This window comes from uncultured Eudoraea sp. (assembly GCF_947260015.1).
In the GTDB taxonomy this organism is placed as follows: domain Bacteria; phylum Bacteroidota; class Bacteroidia; order Flavobacteriales; family Flavobacteriaceae; genus Eudoraea.
The window spans coordinates 1-22,421 of the sequence record NZ_CAMYOM010000001.1 but is presented as its reverse complement, the minus strand read 5'-3'; the positions used below and the strand labels follow the sequence as shown (position 1 = coordinate 22,421).

At 38.3% G+C, this 22,421-nt stretch carries 24 protein-coding genes and 1 pseudogene; 17 read left to right on the top strand and 8 right to left on the bottom strand.

Translation table 11 applies throughout. The features are described from left to right. Both Q0X66_RS00125 and Q0X66_RS00120 read left to right on the top strand, forming a co-directional pair. On the top strand, nt 1-668 hold a 668-nt coding region (locus Q0X66_RS00125), incomplete at its 5' end, for a DUF6340 family protein (protein WP_297702441.1). Nucleotides 669-755: 87 nt separating this feature from the next. Continuing rightward, nucleotides 756-1,421, top strand: coding sequence for a uracil-DNA glycosylase (locus tag Q0X66_RS00120; protein ID WP_297702440.1), 666 nt, complete (start codon nt 756-758; stop codon nt 1,419-1,421). On the opposite strand, the gene Q0X66_RS00115 is transcribed toward Q0X66_RS00120, so the two are convergent. The 5 genes from Q0X66_RS00115 to Q0X66_RS00095 form a co-directional block, all read right to left on the bottom strand. Continuing rightward, complete coding sequence (locus tag Q0X66_RS00115) at nt 1,408-2,259, bottom strand: substrate-binding domain-containing protein (RefSeq protein WP_297702439.1); 852 nt, start codon at nt 2,257-2,259, stop codon at nt 1,408-1,410. The genes Q0X66_RS00120 and Q0X66_RS00115 overlap by 14 nt on opposite strands. Next, the gene (locus Q0X66_RS00110) at nt 2,256-3,128 is read right to left on the bottom strand and encodes a nucleoside phosphorylase (protein ID WP_297702438.1); all 873 of its coding nucleotides are present in this window, start codon (nt 3,126-3,128) and stop codon (nt 2,256-2,258) included. The genes Q0X66_RS00115 and Q0X66_RS00110 overlap by 4 nt, the downstream gene beginning before the upstream one ends. Before the next feature lies 1 nt (nt 3,129). Continuing rightward, complete coding sequence (locus tag Q0X66_RS00105) at nt 3,130-4,062, bottom strand: DUF1835 domain-containing protein (protein ID WP_297702437.1); 933 nt, start codon at nt 4,060-4,062, stop codon at nt 3,130-3,132. 140 nt (nt 4,063-4,202) lie between these two features. Further along, nucleotides 4,203-4,532, bottom strand: a complete 330-nt coding sequence (locus tag Q0X66_RS00100) for a translation initiation factor (protein ID WP_297702436.1) — start codon at nt 4,530-4,532, stop codon at nt 4,203-4,205. 105 nt (nt 4,533-4,637) lie between these two features. Beyond that, nucleotides 4,638-5,522, bottom strand: a complete 885-nt coding sequence (locus tag Q0X66_RS00095; RefSeq protein WP_297702435.1) for a 2OG-Fe(II) oxygenase family protein — start codon at nt 5,520-5,522, stop codon at nt 4,638-4,640. Nucleotides 5,523-5,654: 132 nt separating this feature from the next. Between Q0X66_RS00095 and Q0X66_RS00090 the strand changes: the two genes are divergently transcribed. The 11 genes from Q0X66_RS00090 (at nt 5,655) to Q0X66_RS00040 (ending at nt 15,136) form a co-directional block, all read left to right on the top strand. Beyond that, on the top strand, nt 5,655-7,631 hold the full coding sequence (locus Q0X66_RS00090) for a dehydrogenase E1 component subunit alpha/beta (RefSeq protein ID WP_297702434.1): 1,977 nt from the start codon (nt 5,655-5,657) through the stop codon (nt 7,629-7,631). Nucleotides 7,632-7,712: 81 nt separating this feature from the next. Beyond that, on the top strand, nt 7,713-8,222 hold the full coding sequence (locus Q0X66_RS00085; protein ID WP_297702433.1) for a lipocalin family protein: 510 nt from the start codon (nt 7,713-7,715) through the stop codon (nt 8,220-8,222). A 27-nt stretch (nt 8,223-8,249) separates the two neighbouring features. Then, nucleotides 8,250-8,924 carry an OmpA family protein gene (locus Q0X66_RS00080; RefSeq protein WP_297702432.1) on the top strand — a complete coding sequence of 225 codons (675 nt, stop codon included), beginning with the start codon at nt 8,250-8,252 and terminating at the stop codon, nt 8,922-8,924. 85 nt (nt 8,925-9,009) lie between these two features. After that, nucleotides 9,010-10,131: an FAD-dependent oxidoreductase gene (locus Q0X66_RS00075; protein WP_297702431.1), complete on the top strand. Its 1,122-nt coding sequence runs from the start codon at nt 9,010-9,012 to the stop codon at nt 10,129-10,131. Continuing rightward, nucleotides 10,131-10,856 carry a methyltransferase domain-containing protein gene (locus Q0X66_RS00070; RefSeq protein WP_297702430.1) on the top strand — a complete coding sequence of 242 codons (726 nt, stop codon included), beginning with the start codon at nt 10,131-10,133 and terminating at the stop codon, nt 10,854-10,856. Before Q0X66_RS00075 ends, Q0X66_RS00070 begins: the two co-directional genes overlap by 1 nt. Then, nucleotides 10,849-11,904 (top strand): type III polyketide synthase, encoded by a 1,056-nt coding sequence (locus Q0X66_RS00065; RefSeq protein ID WP_297702429.1) that lies wholly within the window; start codon nt 10,849-10,851, stop codon nt 11,902-11,904. The genes Q0X66_RS00070 and Q0X66_RS00065 overlap by 8 nt, the downstream gene beginning before the upstream one ends. A gap of 18 nt (nt 11,905-11,922) precedes the next feature. Beyond that, on the top strand, nt 11,923-12,714 hold the full coding sequence (locus Q0X66_RS00060; protein ID WP_297702428.1) for an SDR family oxidoreductase: 792 nt from the start codon (nt 11,923-11,925) through the stop codon (nt 12,712-12,714). Between the two features lie 3 nt (nt 12,715-12,717). Beyond that, a complete protein-coding gene (locus tag Q0X66_RS00055; RefSeq protein ID WP_297702427.1) occupies nt 12,718-13,173 on the top strand; it encodes a hydroxymyristoyl-ACP dehydratase in 456 nt (151 codons plus the stop codon). After that, complete coding sequence (locus Q0X66_RS00050) at nt 13,163-14,437, top strand: beta-ketoacyl synthase (RefSeq protein WP_297702426.1); 1,275 nt, start codon at nt 13,163-13,165, stop codon at nt 14,435-14,437. The genes Q0X66_RS00055 and Q0X66_RS00050 overlap by 11 nt, the downstream gene beginning before the upstream one ends. A 10-nt stretch (nt 14,438-14,447) precedes the next feature. Further along, nucleotides 14,448-14,702, top strand: a complete 255-nt coding sequence (locus tag Q0X66_RS00045) for an acyl carrier protein (RefSeq protein WP_297702425.1) — start codon at nt 14,448-14,450, stop codon at nt 14,700-14,702. Between the two features lie 2 nt (nt 14,703-14,704). Beyond that, the gene (locus tag Q0X66_RS00040) at nt 14,705-15,136 is read left to right on the top strand and encodes a hypothetical protein (protein WP_297702424.1); all 432 of its coding nucleotides are present in this window, start codon (nt 14,705-14,707) and stop codon (nt 15,134-15,136) included. A 47-nt stretch (nt 15,137-15,183) separates the two neighbouring features. Here the strand turns inward: Q0X66_RS00040 and Q0X66_RS00035 are convergent, their stop codons facing one another. Continuing rightward, a complete protein-coding gene (locus Q0X66_RS00035; protein ID WP_297702423.1) occupies nt 15,184-15,690 on the bottom strand; it encodes a YceI family protein in 507 nt (168 codons plus the stop codon). A 150-nt stretch (nt 15,691-15,840) separates the two neighbouring features. Here Q0X66_RS00035 and Q0X66_RS00030 point away from each other — a divergent pair, with 150 nt between their 5' ends. Then, nucleotides 15,841-16,200 (top strand): hypothetical protein, encoded by a 360-nt coding sequence (locus Q0X66_RS00030; protein ID WP_297702422.1) that lies wholly within the window; start codon nt 15,841-15,843, stop codon nt 16,198-16,200. Between the two features lie 264 nt (nt 16,201-16,464). After that, complete coding sequence (locus Q0X66_RS00025) at nt 16,465-16,806, top strand: hypothetical protein (protein WP_297702421.1); 342 nt, start codon at nt 16,465-16,467, stop codon at nt 16,804-16,806. A 9-nt stretch (nt 16,807-16,815) separates the two neighbouring features. Here Q0X66_RS00025 and Q0X66_RS00020 read toward each other — a convergent pair whose 3' ends face one another. Then, nucleotides 16,816-17,772 carry a TerC family protein gene (locus Q0X66_RS00020; RefSeq protein ID WP_297702420.1) on the bottom strand — a complete coding sequence of 319 codons (957 nt, stop codon included), beginning with the start codon at nt 17,770-17,772 and terminating at the stop codon, nt 16,816-16,818. Nucleotides 17,773-17,909: 137 nt separating this feature from the next. On the opposite strand from Q0X66_RS00020, the gene Q0X66_RS00015 reads away from it, so the two are divergent. Then, nucleotides 17,910-18,278: a hypothetical protein gene (locus Q0X66_RS00015; protein ID WP_297702419.1), complete on the top strand. Its 369-nt coding sequence runs from the start codon at nt 17,910-17,912 to the stop codon at nt 18,276-18,278. 264 nt (nt 18,279-18,542) lie between these two features. Then, the gene (locus Q0X66_RS00010) at nt 18,543-21,785 is read left to right on the top strand and encodes a glycosyl hydrolase (protein WP_297702418.1); all 3,243 of its coding nucleotides are present in this window, start codon (nt 18,543-18,545) and stop codon (nt 21,783-21,785) included. A gap of 123 nt (nt 21,786-21,908) precedes the next feature. Here the strand turns inward: Q0X66_RS00010 and Q0X66_RS00005 are convergent. Continuing rightward, a pseudogene (locus Q0X66_RS00005) lies at nt 21,909-22,421 on the bottom strand (Bcr/CflA family drug resistance efflux transporter); the annotation flags it as partial.

The following is a 22,421-nucleotide window of genomic DNA, read 5'->3' as shown; positions in this document are numbered from 1 at the left end:
TTGATGCCATTTTTTCAATGGCTTATTATGATTCAGATACCAGAGTATCTTTAAAAAAAACCACGATGGAGCAACTAAATTTGTTGCGTGTAAAAGAAAAAGTTGCTGCACATCAGATTACGCTTGAAACCTTGATTGAAAATGGATGGCGGATTTATGACCCCTCAAGTAAACTTCTTATTGATGAATTTACTTTCAACAATCAGATTGTTTCAACTGCAAAGGGGCTTGATCCTTATGAGGCCCTGCAGGCAATAGAAGACAGAACGGAAAGTATAGTAAAGCAGAGTAAACAGACAGGAAGTTCCTACGGTGCCAGATTGCAACCCTATGAGCACAGTATTACCAGAGATTATTATGTTCGCGGAACACCCGGTTTTGAACAGGCAGAAATTTATACTTTATCTGGTGATTGGAACGCCGCAGCCGACCTTTGGAAAAAGGAAACGGAAAATAATGACCCAAAAATAAGTAGCAAAGCTTGCTATAACCTGGCGATTTTAAATGAGCGTAACAATAATTTGGTATTGGCGATGGACTGGGCAACCAGAGCTTATTCTCATTACCAGACAAAAAAAATAGCGGAGTATATAGAAGCTTTAAAGTACCGGCAGCAACAAAATGAGTTAATCATCCTCCAACAATCAGAACCCTTCTCTTCCAAATAGTTTTCCAGACCGATTGGAATGTTATTTATGATTTGGTAAAGTGGTTATTATTGGTTTAATTTTATAGCTGGTAATAAGCCCTATTAAATGAACGTTTCCATTCATCCAAGCTGGCAGAGTCAGCTGCATTCTGAATTTCAACAACCTTATTTTGATTCACTGACGCGGTTTGTTAGAGATGAATATACCTCAACTACCTGTTATCCAAAGGGGAATAAAATATTTGCGGCATTTAACCATTCAAATTTTGAGGAGACTAAGGTGGTTATCATTGGTCAGGATCCTTATCACGGGCCCAATCAGGCCAATGGTCTTTGTTTTTCAGTAAAAGATGGAATCCGTCATCCACCATCATTAATAAATATATATAAGGAATTAGAAACGGATGTAAGCAAACCATACCCAAAAAGTGGTAACCTCGAACACTGGGCAGACCAGGGCGTTTTGTTATTGAATGCTACACTTACTGTTAGAGCGCATAGCGCCGGGAGTCATCAGAATAAGGGATGGGAAGTTTTCACTGATGCCGTTATCCGTAAGCTTTCGGCCGAAAAGGAAGGACTAGTATTTTTGTTATGGGGAGGATTTGCTAAAAAGAAGATCTCGTTGATAGATACTTCAAAACACCATATTCTTACCTCTGGACATCCCTCTCCTTTAAGTGCGAACAGAGGCCTGTGGTTTGGCAACAAGCATTTCAGTAAAACAAATGAATTGTTAAAGAAGATAGGCAAAGAGCCTATAAACTGGTGATAAGTTTATCAACTTCAAGTTTGTGACTTATCAATTCTAATTTAAACAGATAATCCTGCACATTCTCAATTGTTTCCGCACTTAGCTGTGACTGACTCCATTCAGTCATTCTTAACCATTCCCGCACATCTTCTAACCGTTGCCCATATTTATTGGATAATGTCCTGTCAATACTTGGAATAAGTTTAAATTCTGAGGTGTAAAGATTAATAACTTCTAAAATATGGCGTAGAATCTCCTTATGCTCTTCTAGAAATGACTCAGTTGCAGCGATAACAAAACATGGCCATGGAGTAGGGCAGTCTTCTAATCTTCTAAAAGTCCCTGCATCAACAATGGGTTTTGTTGTAAAATGTTCCCACATAAAATAATCTGCTGTTCCCGATTTCAGAGCTTCTATTGCCCCATCCAGAGTGTGAATTATTTCAAAATTAAGAGAAGATGTTTCCCAACCCTGATTTTGGGCATTTACAAAGGACATTAAGTGGCTGCCACTTCCAAATCTGGAGATGGCCGCAGTTGTATTTTCCAAATCTGTTATAGTCTGGTATTTGCTGTTAGCCGCCACATGTATTCCCCAATGAAGTGGTGTTGCAATATATTCCTGTACTATTTTTAAAGGATTACCTTCAGTAATGCTTTTCACAACTCCTTCTGTAAGAATAATGGCTAATTCTGCTTGTCCATTCTCTAACAACACATTCATTTTTCCTGTACCTTCCGGAATATCTGTCCATACCAGATCAATTCCTCTTGTTTTAAACGCACCTTCTTCTATAGCCATTAGCCAGGGAAAATTAAAGTGCTCCGGGACGCCTACAATCTTTACTGTTTTCAATAGGCCGTAAGTTTTTCAAGCGTGTACTTAATAAGGGAATCAATAGTTTTAACCGGATCTTTGGAAAATTGGCCTGTACTTCTGTTTGCTAGTATACAGTTCAATGATGCTGCTCTGTGCCCCATTAATTTTGCAAGTCCATAAATTGCAGATGTTTCCATTTCCAGATTGGTAATCCTCATTCCATTGTATTCAAAAGAACTTAATTTGGAATTTAGATCATTATCCTCCAATAATAGGCGCAGCCTTCGTCCCTGGGGTCCATAGAAACCAACGTTTGTGCCTGTGAAGCCTAAAATAACGCTGTCTGAGCGTAGTTTTTCTGTTAATTGTAAATCTGACTCCACAACATAGGGAATAGATTTAAAAACAGACCAAACTGCATGATCTATAAAAGCAAGTTGCATTTCAGGGTGTTGAATATGTTCACTCTCATAGAAATGAAGCACATTGTCAAAACCAATGGCATATTCACTTAATAAAAAGGAATCTGTTTCAATATTCGGTTGAATTCCGCCTGAAGTGCCAATTCTGACAATGTCCAGACTAATTTTGTCTTCTTTTATAGTTCTTGTCTCGAAATCAATATTTACCAAGGCATCCAGCTCATTCATGACAATATCAATATTGTCTGTTCCTATGCCGGTTGACACAACTGAAATCCTGGTTCCGTTAAGCGTACCTGTATGAGTGATAAATTCCCTTTTACCCTTCTTTAAATCAATGGTGTCAAAATATTTGGAAACTAATGGAACCCTGTTTTGGTCGCCAACAACTATAACAGTCTTTGCCAGGTCTTCGGGCAGTAAATTGAGGTGGTATATACTATTGTCAGCATTAAGAATGAGTTCGGATGCACTCAGCTGCATACTACAGTTTTAAAATTCTGTCGGACTCTGTATTGTATAAGAAGTTATATTTTAAAGCACCTCCAAGATAATCTTCGTTGTCCCGTATTTGGGAATAATAATTGGTTTTTCCTTCTAAAATTTCTTTCCCTTTCCGTGATAGGCGTACTGGATTAAAAGAAGAAAACAGAGGCCTTAAATTTGTAATTACACGCTCATACTGCGTATCGCCAAAACCATAAAAACCTTGATTTTGGAGAAGGGAACTTAATAATTCCTTTTTAGATTTTGGTTTTTGTTGAACTGAAAATTCCAACACCCGATTCTCCAGTTCGTTTAATCCATTTTTTATACTCGGAAATCTCCTCAGGTGAACTTTGATGGCATCTGAGAGGTAATCAAATTGATAATTTTCAAAATCGATTAGATTTTCTAATCGGATAGGATTATCACTGCAATACAATTGCCAGACATAGTCTGCATATTCAATATCGTTCTGAGAAAGTTTTAATTTATTCTCATAAGAATTCAGAAGTTGTTCATCACTTAAATCATTAAGTCTGTATAAGCGATTTGTTTCATCTTCATCCCCACTGCACACCATATAAACTTCGGCATATCGGCGATGTTTCTTAAGCCAACTTAAGACTGCCAGCATATTTATCTGGCAAAAAAGGTCGTATTCAAACCAAAGTATAATCTGATCTTGCTGCTTATGATTACAGAGAGAACGATATTCTTTTAATGTTTTTTCAACAAACCAGGATTTACTAACCTTATAATTTTTATGAAGAAAATCGAACCGAGTTTTCCAAAAGGACTCACTACCCACATTGGTTTCTGTTTTCCCCTCACACAGCATTTCGCGCCAGGTGATTATTTCGCCCTTAAGTTTTAGTGATTTCAACTTTTGGGTGAAACTATCCCCGTTGGTGATATGCAATTGGGAACTCATTTTGAATAGGTTCTTTAGTTTATAACGTTTAAAAGTAACATTTAATCGAAAAAAACAAAAACAAATTAACAGAAAAACCTTAATAAATTTTGTTAAAAATATTTTTGACGTATCTCACAGGCGTCAAGTGCCCCATTTTGTCAACCCCCAACACGTTTTGTCTTAAATCCCATTTCCTGTAGTAAAATCATTATTTTGTCTCTGTAATCTCCCTGAATTATAATAGAGTTGTTTTTAAAAGTGCCACCAACACTTAATTTCTTTTTTAAATCCTGAGCCAATTTCTTAAAATCTTTCTCAGCACCATTATATCCCTCCAGGATTGTAATTGGTTTTCCTTTTCTTTTTTCGTATTTACAAATTATGGGATCTTTCTGAAGCCATACTTCGGGTTTCTTTGCATTAATTTTTTCTACTTCTGAAGAGATGTGCTCTGGAAATAAGTTCTTTAATTGATCTTTTAAATCCATTTTAAGAATAAGTATTTTTTTGTAAAACAGTAATTATTTCAAAATCAAATAAATGATAAGTAATTGAAATAAAATTTATTAATTTTTTTTATTTAAAGTTATAAATCACTTTTTAATCAATCCGAGTTCAATTAGACGCTCATTCAGAAACTCCCCTGCTGTGATATCTTCAAATTGCCTGGGATGTTCGTCATTAATACAATTTTCGAGGCAATTAAGTGGCATGCCACTGATAGGGTGCATAAAAAAAGGAATTGAATATCTGGAAGTACCCCATAATTCACGAGGTGGGTTGATAACCCTGTGAACCGTCGATTTTAATTTATCATTGGATAAACGCGAAAGCATGTCACCTACATTTATCATTAATTGATCCGGACTGGCTATGGCATCCACCCATTCTCCCTTATGATTTTGAACTTGAAGGCCTCTGCCATGAGCACCCATTAATAGTGTTATAAGATTAATATCTCCATGAGCAGCTGCTCTTACAGCATTTTTAGGCTCATTCAAAATCGGCGGATAATGTATTGGTCTTAAAATAGAATTACCATTCTTAATATATTCATCAAAGTAAGTTTCAGACAGATCCAGATGAAGAGCCAATGCTCTAAGAACATACCTGGCAGTTTTCTCCAACATCTTATAAGTTTCTTTACCAACTTCATTGAACTCTGGCAGCTCTTTGACGACCACATTTTCAGGGTATTCAGCTTCCAATGCTGGGTCATCTTCAACAAACTGGCCAAAATGCCAAAACTCTTTCAAGTCTCCTTCTTTTCTTCCCTTAGCATGTTCTTTCCCAAATGAGGTATAGCCTCTTTGTCCGCCAATTAAATCTTTGACCAGTTCATCAGAAAGAAAATGACCACTCAGCGCCACAAAGCCAATGTTTTCAAAAGCATTGCCTATTTCTTTTATGAATTTTTCTTTTTGCTGCGGATCACCACTTGTATAATCTCTTAGGTCAACACTGGGAATACTGCTCATTGTTATGGTTTTTTAATACTTCCAAAGTTAATAAATAATATATGCAAATATGCGTCTCATTTATACTGTTTTATTGAGGGCAATTTTGTTACATTTATACCCAAAATACGCTCACAATCTATTCGTTGAAATATGCAATATTTAAGCAAGGGGATTAGCAAAGAAAAGCTGCTGGAGCTCTACCGGGCTATGCTGAAGCCAAGGATGATCGAAGAAAAAATGCTAATTCTCTTAAGGCAGGGAAAGATTTCTAAATGGTTCAGCGGTATAGGTCAGGAGGCTATTTCGATAGGTGTTGCCAGTGCTCTAAATGAAGATGAATATATTCTTCCAATGCACAGAAATCTTGGTGTTTTTACCACACGAGGGATACCGTTATTCCGATTATTTGCACAATGGCAGGGTAAATCCAGTGGATTTACCAATGGTCGTGATCGAAGTTTTCACTTTGGTACACAGGAGTATAAAATTGTTGGAATGATTTCTCATCTGGGGCCTCAATTAGGAGTAGCTGACGGAATTGCATTGGCTGATCTACTAAAAAAGAGAAAAAGAGTAACTGCGGTTTTTACAGGAGAAGGAGCTACCAGTGAAGGAGACTTCCACGAGGCTCTTAATGTCGCTGCTGTTTGGGATTTGCCGGTACTATTTTGTGTTGAAAACAATGGTTACGGACTTTCAACACCAATTTCTGAGCAATTTAAGTGTGAACATATAGCCGATAAGGGCAAGGGCTATGGAATGGAAGCCCATATTATAAACGGGAATAATGTTCTTGAAGTTTATAGCAAGGTTAATGAGCTATGTGAAAGCATCCGGAAAGAACCAAGGCCTGTTTTATTGGAGTTCAAAACATTTAGAATGCGGGGACATGAAGAGGCCAGTGGCACTAAATATGTTCCAAAGAAACTTTTGGAGAAGTGGGCAGCCATGGATCCTATAGAAAATTATGTGGAGTATCTGCACGCTCGGGGGATTCTATCTGAGGAGTTGGAAGTTGAATTCAAAAAGGAGTTTATACATGAAATAGATGATAATCTAAAGCTGGCTTTTGCAGAAGAACAGGTTAAATTAAATGAAAGTAAAGAGTTAAATGATGTTTATAAAGAATTTAAATATCAGGAAATTACACCTAATAATGAACAGAATAACATTCGTCTTGTTGATGCTATTTCCGAAGGTTTGAAACAGTCTATGGAAAAACATGAAAATTTGGTGATACTGGGTCAGGATATTGCTGATTATGGTGGTGTTTTTAAAATAACAGAGGGTTTTGTTGAAGCTTTTGGCACAGATCGGGTGAGAAATACCCCAATCTGCGAATCTGCGATTGTATCTGCAGCTATGGGGCTATCGATTAACGGCATGAAGTGTGTTATGGAAATGCAATTTGCCGATTTTGTGAGTTCGGGTTTTAATCCCATAGTAAACTATCTTGCTAAGGCCCACTATCGTTGGAATGAGAATGCAGACGTTGTAATTCGTATGCCATGTGGCGGAGGGGTGGGAGCAGGACCTTTTCATTCTCAAACCAATGAAGCATGGTTTACAAAGACGCCAGGTCTTAAAGTGGTTTATCCGGCGTTTCCCTATGATGCAAAAGGACTTTTGGCTACTGCTATTAATGACCCGAATCCGGTCATGTTTTTTGAACATAAAGCGCTATATCGAAGCATTTATCAGGAGGTTCCTTCAGCTTATTATACCTTGCCTTTTGGAGAAGCTGCCTTGTTAAAAGAAGGGAAAGATGTATCTATTGTCACCTTTGGGGCGGGCGTTCACTGGGCATTAGAATGCTTAGAACAAAACCCGGAAATTAAAGCAGATTTATTGGATTTGCGCACCCTTCAACCCCTTGATACATCCTCTGTATTTGAATCCGTTAAAAAAACCGGCAAATTGATTATTCTTCAGGAGGACAGTTTATTTGGGGGCATTGGTAGTGATATATCTGCCCTTGTAATGGAAGAATGTTTTGAATTTTTAGATGCCCCGGTAAAAAGGGTTGCGAGTTTAGAAACTCCCGTACCATTTGCGAAATCTTTGGAAAATAATTATTTGCCAAAGGAAAGGTTTTTGACAACATTAATTGAGCTACTGGAATATTAAGATAATTATCATCATTTATGATAGAAAAGTAAACGTATTTTATACCTTAGCAAATTCGAAAAAACTTAAAAAATTAATTATATGAAAAATACAATTTATTTAGTCCTGGCTATGCTAATAGTCTCTTGCTCGGCAACGACTACAGCCACTTCTCAGTCAGCTGCAATGAAGAAAAAAACATTGAAGGGTACCTGGTCCCTAACCGATATTCGTTTTATTGGGGAAGAAGGGCTCTATAAAGCAGATTTATTTGGTATTGCAGATTCTCCTTGCTTTAAAGGCGGAGAGTGGATGTTTATCCCAAATAACGGAACCGGGAGGTTCTCCATCAATGGAACTGATAGGTGCCAGGAAGGTACCCACAGAATTCTATGGTCATTCTATGAGCCGGGTGATGGGAGTACAGAACTTCAATTTAAATTAGTGGATGCGAAAAACAAACCGCTTAGCGGAGATAAAAGCGGTTATCGTATGATCATAAAAAGCTTGACAGAAACTAAGACGGTCTTTATGGTAGAGGTAGATTATAAGGGTAAACCTTTTGATGTAGAACTGACTTTAGACAAAGTCTCCAAGGATGTAACACTTTAAAACATAACCATAATAAATAGTATTGAGATGACAAGAAAATTTACGAGTTTCCTATTAGTAGCCATGATGTTTCTTTCTTTAAACAGTGGTTGCAATGCGATAAAGAATTCTAATAAAACACAAAGAGGCGCTGCAATTGGTGGTGGTGGTGGTGCTCTTATTGGTGGCCTGATAGCAGGTAATATAGGGGGAGCATTAATTGGCGCTGCCATTGGTGGAGTTGCCGGTGGTCTTATTGGAAATAAGATGGATAAGCAAGCCCAGAAGATTGAAACTGAAATTCCTGGTGCCGATGTAAAGCGGGTAGGAGAGGGTATTCACATAATTTTCGACGATAAAAGTGGTGTGAATTTTGCGTTTGACAGTTCTGATCTAACAGCAGAAGCCAAATCTAATCTGGATAAAGTTGCTGAAATATTCCTGGAATTTCCGGACACTAACTTGATGATACAGGGATACACGGATAGTGTGGGTAATGATGATTATAATTTGAAATTATCAAAGAGACGGGCAGACGCTGTTTCCAAATATATAGCCGATGCGGGCGTAGCCACAAGCAGAATGACTGTTGAGGGTTTTGGCGAGGCAGCACCAAGATTTGACAACGCTACTAAAGATGGGCAAGCCGGGAATAGAAGAGTAGAAATAGGTGTTTCTGCCAATAAGGAAATGATAGACGATGCAAAGGCTCAGGCTAATTAATTGATTATACGTTAAATAATATTTTTGTGATTAAACCCGACTAACCAGTCGGGTTTTTTCATTTAAAAACCATTATCTTCCAAATGTGGATCACTATGATATTATTATAATAGGTGGGGGATTAGCAGGACTGACAGCTGCAATTCACTTGGGGAATAAGTCCTATAGGGTGCTGCTTCTCGAACGTTACACATATCCACATCACAAAGTATGTGGCGAATATGTATCTAATGAAGTAATGCCCTATCTGGAAGATTTAGGGATTGTACTACCCAAAACAGTTTCCATAGATACGTTGCAATTATCAACAAGAAAGGGAAAAATACTTCAAACAAAATTACCACTTGGGGGATTTGGAATAAGCAGGTATGCTTTTGATCATGCCCTTTACAAAAAAGCTTTGTCCGTTGGAGTCTCCGTCAACTTTGAAACTGTCAAAAATGTTACATTTTTTAAAGGCAGTTTTAATATAAGTACCGAAAAGGAAAATAGTTATTCAGCTAAGTTGGTTATTGGGGCTTACGGTAAAAGATCCGGGCTGGATAAACAATTGAATAGAAACTTCATAGGTAAAAATGCACCATGGTTAGGGGTAAAGGCGCATTATGCACTTCCTGAATTCCCTGATAACCTCGTAGCCCTGCATAATTTTGAAGGTGGGTATGGAGGTCTCTCCAAAACGGAAACCGGGGCGGTGAATTTTTGCTATCTGGTCTCATATAAAAGTTTTCAGGCTGAAAAAAATATTGAGAATTTTAATTCGACGGTAGTAGCAAAGAACAAATTCCTTAAACAGTTCCTTGAAAATGCAGAGCCACTTTTTACAGAGCCTATGAGTATTGCACAAGTGTCATTTGATCGTAAACAATTGGTAGAGGATCATATTTTAATGTGTGGCGATACTGCGGGTTTAATTCATCCACTTTGCGGTAATGGAATGGCTATGGCCATTCACAGTGCTAAAATTGCATCCGAAAGGATTGATAACTATTTTAAGAATGCAGAATATGGACGAAGTGAAATGGAATCAGATTACAAAAACGAATGGGAGAAAGCCTTTAAGCAACGATTACAAACAGGAAGGATTTTGCAATCCATACTTTTAAACCCAGTAGCTTCCAGCTTCCTTATGGGCGCTATTGCAAAATCACCAGGGTTTATCCGATCGCTTATTAAAAGTACACATGGAAAACCGATAGCACTATAATGGATTTGAGATATCGAAATACAGAATCAGAATTGATGGACAACCCCAATGTTACTATTGATACCCTTAGGCTGGTTTTTAATGATATTAACAAGAGTAACCGTTTTTTGGGTGGTAATTCAATAACCCTGGGTAAAGTAAGTGAGCTGATAAAAGAATTTCCCAAGAAGCAATATACCATAGTAGATATGGGCTGTGGCGATGGAGAAGCGCTTAGAAAGCTGGCAATTTATTTTCGGAAAATTGCCGTAGATGTTGAGCTAATAGGTTTGGATCTTAGCGAAAATGCTTTATCAATTGGACGGGCATTGTCAGTTGATTTTCCTGAGATCACTTTTTTAAAACAAGACATTTTAACCTTGAAGCCATTAGATTTAAACTGCGATATCCTGCTGTGTACGCTCACAATGCACCATTTTAGCAATCAACAAATTCCACTATTCTTATCTCAATTTACAAAATTGGCCAAAATTGGAGTAATTATCAATGATTTACAAAGAAGCGTACTCGCATATTATCTTTTTAAAGGGTTTAGTGCTATTTTTATAAAAACAAAAATTGCGAAACATGATGGTCTCATCTCTATTAAAAGTGGATTTAAGAAACAAGACTTAATATCTTTTTCAAAAAATTTACCTAATACAACTCATACAATTAACTGGAAATGGGCATTCAGATATGTATGGGTGATGCAGACCGCGCAACTAAGCCGATCATATGAATAGTGTACGAATAGCATCCGTGGCAAAAGCATTGCCACCTTACTGCAGGGAAACAAAAGACATCTTGCCTTTTGTTGAGCTATGGCTTAGCGGACAGGAAGAACGATTTAAAAGAAAAGTCATAAAGATATTTGAGGGTGCAGCCGTAGATAAACGCTATGGGATTATGGATATTGAAGATGTATTTACGGCCACCAGCCTGGAAGCCAAAAACGACATTTATGTAAGAGAGGTAAAAAAATTGGGAACATCTGTACTTCAAAAAGCACTGCTTGAGAGCGGCTGGAATCCGGATTCTCTTGATTATATAATTACAGTAAGCTGTACAGGCATAATGATTCCTTCTTTAGATGCCTTTATTGTAAATGACCTTCATTTAAGACAAGATATTATCAGGTTACCAGTTACTGAAATGGGTTGTGCAGCTGGTGTTTCAGGGCTTATATATGCGGCAAATTTTTTAAGGGCAAACCCCGGGAAACGAGCAGCAGTTATAGCTGTGGAATGCCCTACGGCAACATTTCAACTTACGGATTTTTCCATGGCAAATATGGTTAGTGCTGCCATATTTGGTGATGGGGCAGCCTGTGTTTTAGTGTCATCCGAAGAAGATGCAGCCGGACCCGCTATTGTAGCTGAAGAAATGTATCATTTTAGAAACGCTACACATTTGATGGGTTTTGATCTTACCAATACCGGTCTTAAAATGATTCTGGATCTGGCTGTTCCCGAGACAATTGCGCAGCATTTTCCCGATATTGTACATCCGTTTTTGGAAAAGAATGGTACTTCTATTAAGGATGTTGATCATTTGATCTTTCATCCGGGTGGAAAAAAAATAGTTCAGACTGTTGAAGAATTATTCGGGCAATTAGGGAAAAACATTGATGACACCCGCGAAACGCTGAGGCTTTATGGAAATATGAGTAGTGCTACGGTACTTTATGTGCTGGAACGATTTCTGTCAAAAGAAATAGCAAAAGGTGAGCAGGGATTGATCCTAAGCTTTGGGCCCGGATTTTCCGCACAACGCATTTTGTTGGAGTGGTAGCTATAAAAAACAATCGAGGTGGAAGAAGTTAAAACAAATAATTGGGCGTTAATTCTGGGCGGTAGCAAGGGCCTGGGCCTTGCTACCGCCAGAAAACTTGCAAGGAGTGGGTATAATATACTTGTTGTCCATCGGGATCGTAAGGTGGATATACCAGGTATAGAAAGCACGTTTAAAGAAATTAGCTCTGCCGGTGTGATGTTTAAAAGCTATAACCAAGATGCCATACAACAGGCAAACCGAGATGAATTAATAAGTAAAATACAAGGTTTTCTTCCTGAAGGTCATAAGATCAGGATATTGGTTCACAGTATTGCAAAGGGTAACCTAAAACCAATGCATTCTTCAAACGAAAAAGAACTTAGCAACCAGGATTTTCAAATCACGATTAACGCAATGGCCTTAAGTCTGTATGATTGGGCACAGTCATTACTAAAAGCAGGCCTTTTTGCAGAGGATTCACGGATTATAGCATTTACCAGTGAGGGATCTTCGAAAGCTATTTCAAACTATGCTGCAGTTGGTGCTGCAAAAGCCGCTTTGGAATCTATTTCCAGAAATATGGCACTCGAATTTGCGGCTCTTGGTATAAAAACCAATTGTATACAGGCCGGGGTGACGGACACCGAATCGCTAAGACAGATTCCAGGGAGTGAAAATTTGATAAAACAAGCCAAATTTCGAAATCCGAATGCACGGCTTACCAGACCTGAGTACGTTGCAGATGTGGTTTATTTGTTGTGCACAGAAGAGGCTAAATGGATTAATGGAACTGTGATTAAAGTAGATGGAGGTGAAAGTTTAAGATAAATTATGGATGTTAACAAGATCATAGAAAAGTTACCATATACCAAACCGTTTCTATTCGTAGACAGTTTATCTCATGTTAATAGTGAGGGCGCTTCAGGTAGTTTTTGTTTTCAGAAGGATCTTGATTTTTACCAGGGTCATTTTAAACAAAATCCGGTAACTCCCGGAGTTATACTTACCGAATGTTGTGCTCAAATCGGGTTGGTTTGTCTGGGTATTTTCTTGCTTTCGGAAACTCCCGAAACCAACATGAATGATCTTGAGATGGCCTTCAGCAGTTCTCAAATGGAATTTTATCTTCCGGTATACCCTGGAGAGACAGTATATGTAAGTTCAGAAAAGCTTTACTTCAGATTCAATAAATTAAAGTGTAAGGTAAAAATGCACAATTCGGCTAAGGAGTTGGTGTGCAAAGGTGAATTGGCGGGAATGATAAAGTATTCAACTTATGAAGAATAGAGTTGTGGTTACCGGTTTAGGCATTTGCGCCCCAAATGGTGTGACACTTGCTGACTTTACAAAAACCCTTCAAGAGGGTAGTAGCGGGATAAGTTTTCAACAAGAGTTAAAAGAACTTAATTTTGGATGTCAAGTTGCTGGTAAACCTAAACTTACATCGGAATATATAAATAAATACTTCACCCCATTACAACTTAAGGGTTTAAATGCAAGCGGTCTGGTTTACGGAGTGATCGCGGGTACAGATGCCTGGATTGATGCGGGCTTAAGCAAGGCAGAGGAAGATGAGCCTGATTGGGATAGTGGAATTATTTTTGGGACCGGTATTTTAGGAGTGGATAAATTTCGAGAGTCAATTCACTTCATAGATGCAGGAAATACGCGAAGGTTGGGAAGCACCTCTGTAATTCAAACCATGGCAAGCGGCATAAGCGCCTATCTGGGTGGTATACTGGGTACCGGCAACCAGGTCACAACTAATTCGTCGGCATGCACAACAGGCACAGAGGGCGTAATTATGGCCTATGATCGAATACTAGCAGGAAAAGCAAAAAGAATATTAACTGGAAGTTGCAGCGACAGCGGACCATATGTCTGGGGTGGATTTGATGCTATGCGTATTCTCCCGAGAAAGCATAATGATTCGCCAGCTACAGCTAGCAGACCTTTGAGTGCTTCAGCTTCTGGTTTTGTTCCCGGGAGTGGGGCAGGGGCATTGGTTTTAGAATCATTGCAAAGTGCCAAACAAAGAGGCGCAAAAATATATGCAGAAGTTTTGGGGGGAGCTATTAACAGTGGTGGTCAAAGAGGAGGTGGCAGTATGACTGCTCCTAATAGCATATCTGTTCAGAGGTGCATAAAAATGGCCTTGAAAAACTCTGGAGTAGGAAGCAAAGATATTGAGGCCATTAACGGCCATTTAACGGCTACCGGAAAGGACCCCGTTGAAGTGCTTAACTGGAGTTTGGCCCTGGAACGATCAGGACTCGATTTCCCATATATTAATTCTTTTAAAGGAATTATGGGTCATGGTCTTGCCGCTGCCGGAAGTATGGAATGTGTAGCAGCATTGTTGCAGTTTAAAGAAGGACAAATTTTTGGAAATGTAAATATTGTTGACTTGCATCCCGAAATAGAAAAACTAGTAGATAAATCGCGTATTCCTGTAAAAACAATAGATTACAAACCAAAAACAATCGCAAAAGCTAGTTTTGGCTTTGGTGATGTAAATGCTTGCGTTATTTTTAAGACCTTTAAGGATTGAAAAAAACGCTATGAAAGAAGAAAATTATTATCAAAAATTGAAAGGTATCATTAAACCCTATTTACCGGAGGACGTGACTATAGATGATATATCACCAGACAGTCATTTTATCAATGAACTGAATATAAATTCTGCCAACCTTGTGGATATTGTCCTTGATGTTGAAGATGCTTTCGACATTACCCTTGAAAATGATGATATGGACCAAATGCAGACAGTAAATGATGCAATGGCCATTATTGATAAAAAACGAACTTCAAAATAACTATGAAATCGTTTTATTCCTGGGCCCTTAACAAACTAAGGGTAGATAGAAGGCTTATACTTACCTATTGCATAGTTTATTTTGCGTGGGGAATGTTGATGAACTGGTTTGGCAATGAGGCCGAAATTGCCAGGTTTACTTACTGGTGGCAGGTAATAAGCTGCTATATTCTCTATATGGTACCCATCTCTTTGTTGTTGCGAAAACTCCCTTTTCATATGCAATATGCTTACGGGCTTGTAGCTATGGGGCTTTTAGAATTTGGAGGCTATTTCTTTAAAACGTCTTATGCCTTTCCAGATAATATTATCGATCAAATTTTTGGTATTCGCAATTTCGCATTGGGGATGGCTCTTTTTTTTGCCCTATATTTTCCATTGGGAAACTGGGGAGTAGGTAAGATTTATGAATTACTATTTAGTTCAAAGAAGTAAATCTATTGGCTTTAATAACGATTTAATATCTATTAAAATTAAATAAGTCATCCAATTTCAAGGATTAGATTTATTTCCACTTTATTCTCTTCGCGACCCTTTTTTATATTAATATTAAAATCAGAACTAAATAGGGTAGCAGCTCCTCTAAGTGTATTTCCATCTTTCTGAAAATACCAGGTAAGTGTTTTAGATATCCCCTTTATAGTTATGGTTCCAATAACCTCAATACCATTCTCATTGGAGATAACTTCCGTACTTTTAAAAGTAATCTGTGGATATGTTTCTTCATCAAAATATTTACTATTTTTTAGTTGCCAGTCACGCAAAAAATTTCCCGTTTTTAAGGTGTTAACGGCAACGGATCCTTCGAATACAGAACTCGTTAGCTCTTCTGGAATAACTTTGGATGAAGACTGAAATCCTTCAATAGTACCATCAACATCTTTAGAAACAAAGACAAATTCAACACGTGCCGAAGTTATTAGCTGCTGCGCACTTAAGGCGTTGGCTACCAGTAAAAACAGTATCAGGAATTTTGAATATAATTTCATAGTATAAAATAAATTTAGACCCTTATCAAAGGTAATTAAATCATAAAAACGCTAAAGTGCTAATTTAAATCGATTTTCGGCTCATAAACTAAAAATATATTCTATTGCATTTGGCTAAAAATCAGTACTTTGTAAAACAGAACTCTAGTAATGAAAATCATATCTACATCGTTTTTAAGAAAATTTGGCCTTTTGGTTTTTTTATTCATTTTGCATACTATAGGATATGGTCAGAAGGAGAATAAAAACATGGATAAGAACGAACTTACGGTTGAAAAGCGAACAGTCCTGGAGCGATTTGATTCAGACCTTGTGATTTCTCCTGAAGAGAGAATGAAACTAAAGATTGAACGGATTGCAACTATTCAAAAGAGGCAGGAGATTATAGATACATTAAATATCTCAGAAAGACAGCGACGCAGGTTACTAAAAGAACTCTATCGTTCCCCTTTTTCAGATGAATGGAACAAGGTAATAGTAGAACTGGAGTTCGAGGAAGAAACGCACTAGTTTTTTTCATTTTGAAGATTTTCCATGAAAAAATGTCATTACCGGTTGCACAGGCTTAATCCAGGATTAGACCAAATTTTGTAATTTAAATTATTGAGAAAGTCTTTTCTCCCTTTAGATTTTGCAGCATTTATAAAAAAGTTAAATCTTATAAAAAATAGTTAAAGTTCGCATCCTGTGATTCCATGGTTCTCATTTTTGTAAAAAATTTCGTACCTTTTATGATCCAATTAATAAAACGAGTACCCCCAAAATCACATTATAATGACTGCAACTGAACCCACATCAACTATTCCCACTGCTAAAGGCAGTACTAACGCCCTATTGCGACTGGAGCGCAACAACCAAAGTTTACTATCATTGGAGGAAAAATTAAAATCGTATGTCTGTGAGCCTAAAACTCGTACCCTTTATGATAGAATGGAATCGCTAAAACAAAGTCTGGCCAATTTAAAAAATTCAAACCTTGAGATTATAAAAGCGTTGAAAGATCATTCACTCGTTATTGATAATGCAAAAGGGCGTATTAGGGAACAATTAGAAAACTATAAATCTCTGGAACTAAAAGTGCTGGAATATATTGGCATGGCGAAATTACACTGTTAAAAGTCAATTTTAGTTATCTTCAGTGACCTCTTCCTTCTGGGGAATTAATAAAGAAGCTACGACACCACTTAACAGCGACACTACGATTACCGTAAGGGAGATCCATTCAGGGATAGTAACATAATGAGAAAATATCATTTTGAACCCAACAAAAGCCAATATTACTACCAGGCTGTAATGGATAAACCTAAAATTAGCAAGCATCCTTGAAACCAGAAAATACATAGACCGTAAACCTAATATTGCCATGATATTAGAACTAAAGACAATAAAAGGATCTGCCGTTATTGCAAGAATGGCAGGAATACTATCCAAGGCAAACATAACATCTGTTATTTCGATTATAACAAGTGCCACAAACAAAGGAGTCGCCACAGTTAACCCCATCTTTCTTAGAAAAAAGTTATGGCCGTTAATAACTGTAGTGATAGGATAGATTTTCTTTATTTGTTTAAAAACAAAAGAATCTTTAGGATTAAAATCTGAATTTCCTGTACGCAACATCTTAAAAGCCGTATAAAGAAGAAAAATGCCAAATACATAAATTATCCATTCAAACTTGTTTATTAACGCCACTCCAAAGAGGATCATAAAGGCCCTAAAAACAATTGCACCAAGAATACCCCAAAATAATACTCTATGTTGATAAATGGGAGGAATAGCAAAAGCTGAAAAAATAACAGCAATTACAAAGACATTGTCAATACTTAATGAGAGTTCAATTAAATATCCTGTAATATATTTTAAGACTGCATCCCCAGGAGTTAAACCAGTTGGATTATCAATAATACCGCTGGAGAAGAGCCAGTAGACTACCCCGCTAAAACTCATAGCCACAGTAAACCAAAGAGCTGTCCATATGCTAGCCTCCTTGGAACGGATTACATGATCTTTCTTATTGAGCACCCCGAGATCAAGTGCCAGAAAAATAATAATAAGAAAGATATAGGCACCCCAGATGAGCATGTTTATAGCAATTTAGTTGCTAATATAAGAATCGTTTTTATAATTTTGGAATGGTAGTTGTATTATAAAAATTAAGTTAACTTCCCATTAGGATTCAGATGATTATAATTCTTAACTTGGGAGACAAAATCACTATTATGACAAACGTATTTAGAAATTTAATAAAAGGCTTTCCAATTATTCTTGCCCTGATGTTTATTCAAGTCACCAATGCGCAATTTGTACCCAAAAACGACGTAGAAAAGCAAGCTGCTAAACTGGTACAGGCTTATCAGGCCGAGGTGGGGATGACGATTGAAGAGGCAACAGCTGTTTATGAAAAGATTGCTGAAACAATCGTCAAGGAAAACGATATTAGAAACAGTACTGCTACTCCACAAGAAAAGAAAGTAAATCTTACTACTTTGTCAAAGCAGGAAACGGAATATATGAGTACTATTTTGGACGCAAACCAAATGAAAGCTTATAAGAAAATGAAAAAAACATTGCAACCTTTAAAATATTAGCACAATAGATTAGTCATCTTTTTATTTTAATACTAACAATATTATAAAGTGCTTATTATTAACGTCCTGTATGTGCTAATGTATATTAATACTTAAGACCCTGTAAATAGTCAGATGGTTTGTTATTTTCTTATAAATAGCGGTCTTCCTGGCATGTTATTTGTCTTCCTTTTTTTCCATCTTCAACCGAAGCATTTTCATTGTTTAAAAACCAACTTTTCTTTAATTTTTCATTAAATTCGAGCTTCAAGAAATTATACAATTATGAAGATTCGCAGATATTATGCGCTGGCATTTATTTTTAGCCTGGGATTAATATTTAACAACCAGGCTCAGGAAACGAAAGAAGATCCTTATCAAGGTTTAAATTTTCGAAGTTTGGGTCCGGCTTTCACCTCAGGGCGGGTAGCGGATATTGCAATTCATCCCAAAAACGAGAACGTATGGTATGTCGCCATAGGCTCGGGCGGGGTTTGGAAAACGGTCAATTCCGGAACTACCTGGAAACCGATTTTTGACAAGGAAACCACCTATTCCATTGGATGCGTAACTATTGATACATCAACTCCCAGTACCATTTGGGTAGGATCAGGTGAAAATGTAGGAGGCCGTCATGTAGGTTTTGGAGATGGTATATACGTAAGTCATGACGATGGCAAGACATGGAAAAATATGGGCCTTCAGAAATCAGAACACATTTCTAAAATCCTGATTCATCCGGAAGATTCAAATATTATCTGGGTGGCTGCACAAGGTCCGCTTTGGAGTAAAGGTGGCGAAAGAGGGGTATATAAATCTGCCGATGGAGGATCTACATGGAATAAAACCCTTGGAAATGAGGGGTGGACAGGTGCCACAGATCTTCTGATTGACCCTACTAATCCGGATGTGCTCTACGCCGCAACCTGGGACAGGCACAGAACTGTAGCAGCCTATATGGGTGGAGGTCCGGGTTCAGGAATTCATAAAAGTACAGATGGAGGAGAGACCTGGGAAAAATTAATTACAGGAATCCCAAAAGTAAAATTGGGCAAGATTGGCCTGGCCATGAACCCTTTTAACCATAACATGATCTATGCCGCCATTGAATTGGAACGCCTTACCGGTGGTGTTTTTGTTTCTACAAACGGCGGAAAGTCCTGGAGCAAGAAATCCAATACGGTGTCCGGAGGTACCGGCCCGCATTATTATCAGGAATTATATGCATCCCCGCATAAGGAAGGTAGATTATACCTGATGAACAACTATGTGAAAATATCTGACGATCATGGCAAAACATTCTTAAATATGAACGAAAAAGGGAAGCACGTAGATAGCCACGCTATGGCGTTTAAAGCTTCAGATCCTAATTATGTACTTTTTGGTACAGATGGAGGTTTATATGAAAGTTTTGACCATACCAAAACATGGAAATTTATCTCTAACCTTCCAGTAACGCAATATTACAAGGTGGCTGTAGATGATAGTGAGCCATTTTACAATATCTATGGGGGCACCCAGGACAATGGGTCTCATGGTGGTCCTTCCAGGACCAGAAGTGCAGCAGGAATTCTAAATTCGGACTGGTGGATTACTCTTGGATCCGATGGTCACCAATCAGCTACGGAACCCGGGAATCCTGACATTACTTATGGTGAATATCAACAAGGTGTCCTATGGCGTATAGATCAGACCACGGGTGAGACGGTTTTTATTCAGCCTCAACCAGCTGCAGGCGAAACCGCCGAACGTTTTAACTGGGATGCACCTATTTTGGTAAGTCCGCATAAATCTTCCCGGCTCTATTTTGCTTCTCAACGAGTCTGGAAATCTGAAAACAGGGGAGATGAATGGCAGGCTATTTCTAAGGATCTCACACGAAACCAGGAGCGGTTGGCATTGCCTATCATGGGCGGACAACAAAGCTGGGACAACGCCTGGGATGTGAGAGCCATGTCTAATTATAATACTATTACCTCTTTGGCTGAGTCTCCAAAACAGGAAGGCCTGCTTTATGCGGGTACAGATGATGGTATTATACAGGTTTCTGAAGACGGAGGCACTAATTGGCGTAAAATAGAATTAAGCACAATAAAAGGGGTCCCGGCAACCCCATTTGTAAACGATGTACGAGCAGACCTATTTGATGCAAATATCGTTTATGCAGCTCTGGACAACCATAAATATGGAGATTTTAAACCTTACTTATTAAGAAGTACCGATAAAGGCCGGACCTGGAGTTTAATGAACGGAAATCTGCCGAATCGTTTGCTTATCTGGCGTTTAGTGCAGGATCATATTAAAAAAGACCTGCTTTTCGCGGCAACAGAAAATGGTGTGTACTTTACGGCAAATGGGGGTGGAAGCTGGAGCCAGTTAAAAGGAGGTTTACCAACCATTGCCATGCGTGATATTACCATTCAGAGAAGGGAAAATGATTTGGTAGCGGCATCTTTTGGAAGAGGTTTTTATGTGCTCGATGATATTACACCCTTACGGGATTTTAATGCGAGTGTAAAAAATGAAGAAGCAACATTGTTTGATGTAAAAACTGCTTATTGGTATGTACCCAAGCAAGCCCGTTACGCACAGGGTAGTAATCAGTACGTTGCAAAAAACCCTGAATTTGGAGCCATTTTTACTTATTACTTAAAAGATTCACTCAACTCTTTAAAGTCTGCACGAAAGTTGGCAGAAAGGGGTAAAACCACTGTGCCGTTTCCAGGATGGGATGTTCTGGAAGACGAAAAATTACAGGAAAAACCTGTTTTGCTGCTTACCGTAAAAGACAGCAAAGGAGAGGTGGTTAAAGTAGTAGAGGGGACCAACAAAAAAGGATTTAACAGAGTGAGTTGGGCCTTAGACATAGCCGATAGAAGCGGGGTGAGTCTTACACCGCCAAAGGCGATGGGCAATAATTATAACCGCAGTGTTATGGTTACTCCGGGAGACTATACCGTAACCTTATCCAAAATGGTTGATGGCCAATTAGTTCAGTTGGGTAGTACAAAGAACCTTAAAGTAGTACCCTTGGCAGAAGGGGCTCTAAAACGAGCTTCGTTTGAAGAGATAGATGCATTCCGGGTTTCATATCAGGAATTTCAGCAAGACCTGAAGGCTACAAAGACAGTATTGCAAGAAAGTGCTTTAAAAGTAGGTGCAATGCAGCGCGCCTTACAAAAAGCGACATCTGTTTCATCTGAGCTGGTGCAAAAATTACATTCAGCCAAAACGATGCTTCAGGAAATGGATGTAAAAATGAATGGAAATCCTGCTAAGAATGAAGTAGGGGAGAGGAATGAACCAAGTCCTAATTCAGGGAACTCTGTAGGCCGCAGAGCCCTTTCTTCCAGCACATATGGGCCTACTGCTAATCACAAAGCGGCATTCAAAGTTGCACAATTTATGTTAAGCGATATAAAAGCAGAACTCAACGGGTTTGTAAAATCGCAATTGCCAGCTCTTGAATCTGAGCTAAAAGCCGCAGGAGCTCCCTGGATAGAAGGGCAGGGATTGATTGAGAATTAGATAAATTTTAATACAAAATAAACCCGCACATAATTTTATGATGCGGGTTTTTCATTTAATTATTATACCACAGAATTATTTATTTTTTAATGGGGAATTGCCGGGGATCAGGGCATTAGATAGTTAAAAAGGACTTTGAATGCCCCTCTTCCCCAGAAAGAAATAGGCCAATACTCCAAAGGAGATCAACCCGCATACCAAAAATCCAATAAACATTGGAAGAACACTGTCTATAACAAATTGACCGATAAAGGCACTAATAGTAACTCCCATTATGGTGGCAATAAAGCCTGTAATAGCTGCGCCTATGCCTGCAATATGCCCAACTGGTTCCATGGCAAGGGAGCGCAGGTTGCCAAATAGAAAACCAAGAGCGAAGAACTGTAATGCAAAAAAAGTGAGCAGAATCCCAAACGGGGGATTCCCGGTACTGGTAAACAATATAATATAGAGCAATGAGATTAGCACGAAAGCTGCCATAGCAATAGTTACCAGCCTAAGCATCCCATAACGCAATACCAGCGTACCATTAAGCAGAGTGGCAACACCAATAGTAATTGCCAGAGCCGCAAAAATATAGGGGAAAGATTCTTTTAAGGCATATTGCTCCTGGAAAATTTGCTGTGAGGTACTCAG

Bases quoted from the DNA above. Each gene is read 5' to 3' on its own strand.
- Q0X66_RS00065 (WP_297702429.1), top strand. From the start codon at position 10,849: ATGAATAGTGTACGAATAGCATCCGTGGCAAAAGCATTGCCACCTTAC.
- Q0X66_RS00020 (WP_297702420.1), bottom strand. From the start codon at position 17,772: ATGCTCATCTGGGGTGCCTATATCTTTCTTATTATTATTTTTCTGGCA.
- Q0X66_RS00090 (WP_297702434.1), top strand. From the start codon at position 5,655: ATGCAATATTTAAGCAAGGGGATTAGCAAAGAAAAGCTGCTGGAGCTC.
- Q0X66_RS00050 (WP_297702426.1), top strand. From the start codon at position 13,163: ATGAAGAATAGAGTTGTGGTTACCGGTTTAGGCATTTGCGCCCCAAAT.
- Q0X66_RS00010 (WP_297702418.1), top strand. From the start codon at position 18,543: ATGAAGATTCGCAGATATTATGCGCTGGCATTTATTTTTAGCCTGGGA.
- Q0X66_RS00105 (WP_297702437.1), bottom strand. From the start codon at position 4,062: ATGAGTTCCCAATTGCATATCACCAACGGGGATAGTTTCACCCAAAAG.
- Q0X66_RS00045 (WP_297702425.1), top strand. From the start codon at position 14,448: ATGAAAGAAGAAAATTATTATCAAAAATTGAAAGGTATCATTAAACCC.
- Q0X66_RS00120 (WP_297702440.1), top strand. From the start codon at position 756: ATGAACGTTTCCATTCATCCAAGCTGGCAGAGTCAGCTGCATTCTGAA.
- Q0X66_RS00095 (WP_297702435.1), bottom strand. From the start codon at position 5,522: ATGAGCAGTATTCCCAGTGTTGACCTAAGAGATTATACAAGTGGTGAT.
- Q0X66_RS00040 (WP_297702424.1), top strand. From the start codon at position 14,705: ATGAAATCGTTTTATTCCTGGGCCCTTAACAAACTAAGGGTAGATAGA.
- Q0X66_RS00085 (WP_297702433.1), top strand. From the start codon at position 7,713: ATGAAAAATACAATTTATTTAGTCCTGGCTATGCTAATAGTCTCTTGC.
- Q0X66_RS00070 (WP_297702430.1), top strand. From the start codon at position 10,131: ATGGATTTGAGATATCGAAATACAGAATCAGAATTGATGGACAACCCC.
- Q0X66_RS00100 (WP_297702436.1), bottom strand. From the start codon at position 4,532: ATGGATTTAAAAGATCAATTAAAGAACTTATTTCCAGAGCACATCTCT.
- Q0X66_RS00030 (WP_297702422.1), top strand. From the start codon at position 15,841: ATGAAAATCATATCTACATCGTTTTTAAGAAAATTTGGCCTTTTGGTT.
- Q0X66_RS00080 (WP_297702432.1), top strand. From the start codon at position 8,250: ATGACAAGAAAATTTACGAGTTTCCTATTAGTAGCCATGATGTTTCTT.
- Q0X66_RS00110 (WP_297702438.1), bottom strand. From the start codon at position 3,128: ATGCAGCTGAGTGCATCCGAACTCATTCTTAATGCTGACAATAGTATA.
- Q0X66_RS00025 (WP_297702421.1), top strand. From the start codon at position 16,465: ATGACTGCAACTGAACCCACATCAACTATTCCCACTGCTAAAGGCAGT.
- Q0X66_RS00035 (WP_297702423.1), bottom strand. From the start codon at position 15,690: ATGAAATTATATTCAAAATTCCTGATACTGTTTTTACTGGTAGCCAAC.
- Q0X66_RS00015 (WP_297702419.1), top strand. From the start codon at position 17,910: ATGACAAACGTATTTAGAAATTTAATAAAAGGCTTTCCAATTATTCTT.
- Q0X66_RS00055 (WP_297702427.1), top strand. From the start codon at position 12,718: ATGGATGTTAACAAGATCATAGAAAAGTTACCATATACCAAACCGTTT.